4 protein-coding genes, 1 tRNA gene and 1 pseudogene are annotated in these 4,389 nt (G+C 51.5%); 3 read left to right on the top strand and 3 right to left on the bottom strand.

Translation table 11 applies throughout. The annotated features are described in order from the left end of the window. Nucleotides 1-339 precede the first annotated feature (339 nt). Nucleotides 340-415 (bottom strand) — tRNA-Ala (locus AUK29_03000). 97 nt (nt 416-512) lie between these two features. Further along, entirely contained in the window at nt 513-1,280 is a 768-nt protein-coding gene (locus AUK29_02995; protein OIP65276.1) for an orotidine 5'-phosphate decarboxylase, read from the bottom strand. 439 nt (nt 1,281-1,719) lie between these two features. Between AUK29_02995 and AUK29_02990 the strand changes: the two genes are divergently transcribed. The 3 genes from AUK29_02990 to AUK29_02980 all read left to right on the top strand — a co-directional run bounded on the left by AUK29_02990 (nt 1,720) and on the right by AUK29_02980 (nt 4,048). Beyond that, entirely contained in the window at nt 1,720-2,391 is a 672-nt protein-coding gene (locus tag AUK29_02990; protein ID OIP65275.1) for a hypothetical protein, read from the top strand. A 142-nt stretch (nt 2,392-2,533) separates the two neighbouring features. Beyond that, complete coding sequence (locus tag AUK29_02985) at nt 2,534-3,229, top strand: hypothetical protein (GenBank protein ID OIP65274.1); 696 nt, start codon at nt 2,534-2,536, stop codon at nt 3,227-3,229. Between the two features lie 162 nt (nt 3,230-3,391). Continuing rightward, nucleotides 3,392-4,048, top strand: coding sequence for a hypothetical protein (locus AUK29_02980; protein ID OIP65273.1), 657 nt, complete (start codon nt 3,392-3,394; stop codon nt 4,046-4,048). Between the two features lie 130 nt (nt 4,049-4,178). Here AUK29_02980 and AUK29_02975 read toward each other — a convergent pair. Then, nucleotides 4,179-4,389: pseudogene (locus AUK29_02975) on the bottom strand (hypothetical protein).

Here is a 4,389-nt window from a genome sequence, read left to right as displayed (position 1 = left end):
GCCGAAGAAGAGATTCTCTCCTTGATACGGAAGATTCAGGCCCTCCCCGCCCCTTTCATGCTTTCCCACGATCAGGGCCTTAGTGGTCCTATTCGTAAATACGGTCGCATTCGAGTGCCGTAGGGCGGCCTCCTCGGCGTTCCGCTCCTTGCGACGTACCGCAGGGGGTACGCCTCAGTCGCGCGCGGGGATGAGGCCGCCCTACGGCACTCTCGGTACGTTACCGTATTTACGAACAGGACCACTTAACCCCGCCGGGGCAAAAGACCTTCCCATGAGATGTGTGCAGGATGGATGCAGGAAAAAAGAATAACCACCAAGATGGCAGAGAAGAAAAAATGGTGGAGGTGATGGGGATCGAACCCACGACCTCAGCGTTGCGAACGCTGCGCTCTCCCAGCTGAGCTACACCCCCACGATATATTAGAAGCTGGCAAATAGTATACAGCAAACAGGGGTTGAAAAAAAATAAAAAAAGAGATTTTATGAATCATGTCTATTCTATTTCGAGACTATGAATATGACTCCCCGCGGACCTTGTGCATCTCGTACAGAATCTCGTGTGCGGCCTTCAGGGGGTCGGGTGCTTCGGTGATGGGCCTCCCCACAACCAGATAATCCGCACCCTGTTCCATGGCCCATGCCGGTGCGGCGATTCGGCTCTGATCATCGGCCGCGGTTCCGGACGGCCGGATCCCCGGGGTGACGATCAGGAAATCTCTGCCGCAGGCCTTGCGTATCTCCTGAATTTCATGTGCCGAGGCGACCACGCCGTTTAGACCCTTCTCCTGCGCAAGCCTTGCAAAATGAACGACCTGCTCCGGAATGCTGCGGCTGACTCCGATATCGTCCCGCAGGGTCTCTTCACAGATACTGGTGAGCAGGGTCACCCCAAGGATCAAGGGCCGCGGTAAACCTTCCCTCTCGCAGGTGTCGCTCACCATCTCCACACACCGCCTCATCATGGTCCCGCCGCCTGCGACATGGACATTGAACATGAAGACACCGAGCCGGGCCGCTTCGATGCCGGCCTTGCCCACGGTGCTTGGGATATCGTGATACTTCAGATCGAGAAAAACCCGCCCGCCCAGGTCATGGATCTTCTGCACGATGCCGGGACCGGCCTTGGTGAAGAGCCGGCTCCCGACTTTAAACGTGCTCACAGATTTCTTCAGCGCCATGACCAGCGCTATCGCCCCTTCCGGACTGTCCATGTCCAGGGCGACGATCAGCCGGTCCTTTATGGAAGATTTATTGATTTCAGTGATGTTACTTTTCATAGGATCGCTTTGACAAGGATACGATTCTGCTCATGAACGTGATGTACAATACCAAATACCTGAAACCGTGTCAAAATAATAAAACCGGGCGCTCCTGTGACCGGACCAGGCAACCACATATGGGTATCATTCAGCTTACCCATCACAATTTGTAGTGCATTCCCGGTTACTTTTAGACTGTAGGAAACCTTTACATATCTAACCGATTGTTTTTATTGAATACTCTTGGAAAACAGCCCCAATCCCGATTGCCGGGTGTCGGAAATCTTTATAGTTTTACGAGGTCAAGCATCTTGGCTCCTTAAAACATTGGCATGATCTCTACAATATCAACAGGTTATACGCTTGGCACAAATATTGCTGATAAAATATCAGGAATATAGCAAGTTTTTAACAAATATATGCAGATAAGAGCAAGTTCAAGGAGGTTTAAGTCGTCATGAAAAACATGAGAACCATCATCGCAGCGTGTTTTATAACCCTGCTTTTAAGTGCAGGCATTGCTTCGGCCTACCCCACATTGCAACTTTATATCGATCCGTCACAGCCGGGCGTTTCCTGGGATTCATCAACAGAAATCTGGGTTGCATCTTCAAATACCTTCACACTTTCTGCTCTTAGCGAGGGCACGTTATCAGGAGTCAGACTTTCGATCGCACTTACCGATGGGGTCTCTCCTTCCAGCGGAACCGTCAGCATCAATGGATCCGGCATCAGCAGTTCTAATTATGTGTACGGGATTCCACCGATCAGCGCTCTCAATCCCGACGGAGGGGGTGGTGACCTGGCTCCGCACGATATTTTCCCCACCTACTTTGCCGAGTACATTTTTGATTTCACTCCCGCGAATGCGGCCGACATATTCGACACCCAGCCCGGTGCGGCAGCCGGAACCAAGAGCGGATACTGGAAGGATTTCTATATCGATATCTCAGGATTCAATTTTGTGCATTTCGATTTGTACACTCTAAAGAACGATGTCATCGACAAGTTTGCCCCGTTCTCCCATGATGCCGAGTACAACCCACCCATTCCCGAACCGGGAACCATGGTTCTCCTTGGCATCTCGCTTCTGGCAGCGGCCGGTTACATGAGAAGGATGGGCAAATAATTACAGAAACTCCCGTATCATGACAAAAAGACCCCGGGAAAGAATCTTCCGGGGTTTTTTATTTACCCTGATGTAGATTATAATAAACCCATACCAGCATCATCACGCTCGGGAAGTCTTAGATTCCCATGGAGACCCCATCATGCCACTGATGCGGATCATTCTGATCCTTGTACTCTGCCTTTATTTTCCCGCCTGCAAGACCGCCAAGAGCCTGTACAAAATCTCGATCACCCCGGATGTCAGGATGGGACAGGAGATTTCCCCTCCCGGCAATGCGGTAAATTTCGAGAAAGAGGGGATCTGGGGAGCGGTCCGGCCCGTGAGCTGCCAAGACTTGACGGCACCTTCTTCCCTGAACCGGGAGTGGGATTTCAAAAATCCCTTTGAGGGGATCTATGACGAGGCCGGAATGCCGATCGCCTTTTATCTCCTGATCGAGAATCGTTCCGACTCCTCGATCACCTTCAACCCTTCGTCAAGCTTTTCCCTGACCGACGCGGGCGCCCCTCTTTTCACGATTGAATATGACGATCTTTACCAGGACCTCTACGATTCAGAGAAAGGGGCGGGACAGTTGGAAAATATCCGCAAGATGCTCTTCCGGAGCTACCAGACCCTCGGCCCAGGCGAGCATGCGCTGGGCCTTCTCCTCTTCAGGAGGCCGGATGAGCCGAAAATAAAGTCCAAGGAGTTATCCTTCCATATCCACAGGATCTATGCCGGCAGCCGGGAGATTGACTTTGCGATCTCCTTCAAGATCCGGATGGAAGAGATCCCCGACGCACCCCCTGACGAAACGGCGCATCCCCAGACATTCCAAGACGAACAACACTAAATCTTCTGCACAACGAGTTTTTCCTTGTTCGCCGCCTCTCCCATTTAAAGCGTCCGTTTGTGGACGTGTTTTTGATCAGCCTTCCGGCCTTTAATAAGCTTGACAGAAAAAATTCGATATGTTTTGATGGGCCAAGACAACCGATCTCGGAAAGGAAGATATATGAACCAGGAACAGGGAGAACCCGCAGAGGATGACCTGGAATACCAGCGGATCCTGAACAATTATAAACAATACCTTCAGTTCTACCCCAACGCGGCCGAGGTCTATTACAACTTGGGACTGGTCCATACCCAGTTTCACCATCTGAATGAGGCCATCGATGCCTACAACAAAGCCATTGGGCTCAAACCCGGCTTGGTCCAGGCCTACCTCAACCTGGCCGGGATTTATCTGCACACCGGCGGCCCTGAACAAAGCCTCGCTTGGATCCAAAGGGCCATTGCCATCGAACCGGGCTTTGCCCCGGCATACAGCAATCTCGGTTTCATCTATATCCAGCAGGGGAGACTCGATGAAGGGATCGAGGCATGCAAGAAGGCCATGGAGATCGATCCCCGGTCATCGGACGCCTGTCTGAAGCTTGCCCTGGCTTACCTGAAGAAGGAGGATTATAACGGCGTCATCACCGCAAGCGTAAAGGCCCTCGAGTTGAACCCGGAGCTGGGGCTGGCGGAAAATTACCTTGGGGTGGCCTATTACCACAAGAAGGAGTTCCGCCCAGCCGTAGAGCATTGCGGCAGGGCCCTGGCGCTCGGATTCCAGGTGGATCCCGCACTGCTAAAGACATTAGAACCTTACGTTCCCGGAAGTGAATAAAAAACATAGCAAAAACATATCGTCTTTAGTATCTAAGTAATTGCTATCATAACATCGTGAACCGATTCTTAATGCTCAGGAATATCATAACATCGTGAACCTTTTTTAGGAAAATAGGGACAGCGCCCATTTATTGCTTTCTCTTCCGAGGTCTCCCCCTCGGCATTGCCTGCAACCTTCTGCCAAGCATCTTTCCTGCCTGTGCGTGTCCGCACGCAGACAGGTCAAGTCGCAATATCAACCGGTTGTCTCCGCAGGGCCGACCCGTTCTCGTATTCAGATGAATCGCATCAATCAGATGTTGATCTTCCTTTTCTCTAAGATAGGCAGACCAGTTTGAA

It is taken from the genome of Nitrospirae bacterium CG2_30_53_67, from assembly GCA_001873285.1.
Taxonomy (GTDB): domain Bacteria; phylum CG2-30-53-67; class CG2-30-53-67; order CG2-30-53-67; family CG2-30-53-67; genus CG2-30-53-67.
Note: the sequence above shows the minus strand (reverse complement) of the source record. Positions and strands in the feature narration are given on the sequence as shown.

Excerpts from the sequence above, each read along its gene's own strand:
- AUK29_02995 (OIP65276.1), bottom strand. The coding sequence starts at position 1,280 with ATGAAAAGTAACATCACTGAAATCAATAAATCTTCCATAAAGGACCGG.
- AUK29_02990 (OIP65275.1), top strand. The coding sequence starts at position 1,720 with ATGAAAAACATGAGAACCATCATCGCAGCGTGTTTTATAACCCTGCTT.
- AUK29_02985 (OIP65274.1), top strand. The coding sequence starts at position 2,534 with ATGCCACTGATGCGGATCATTCTGATCCTTGTACTCTGCCTTTATTTT.
- AUK29_02980 (OIP65273.1), top strand. The coding sequence starts at position 3,392 with ATGAACCAGGAACAGGGAGAACCCGCAGAGGATGACCTGGAATACCAG.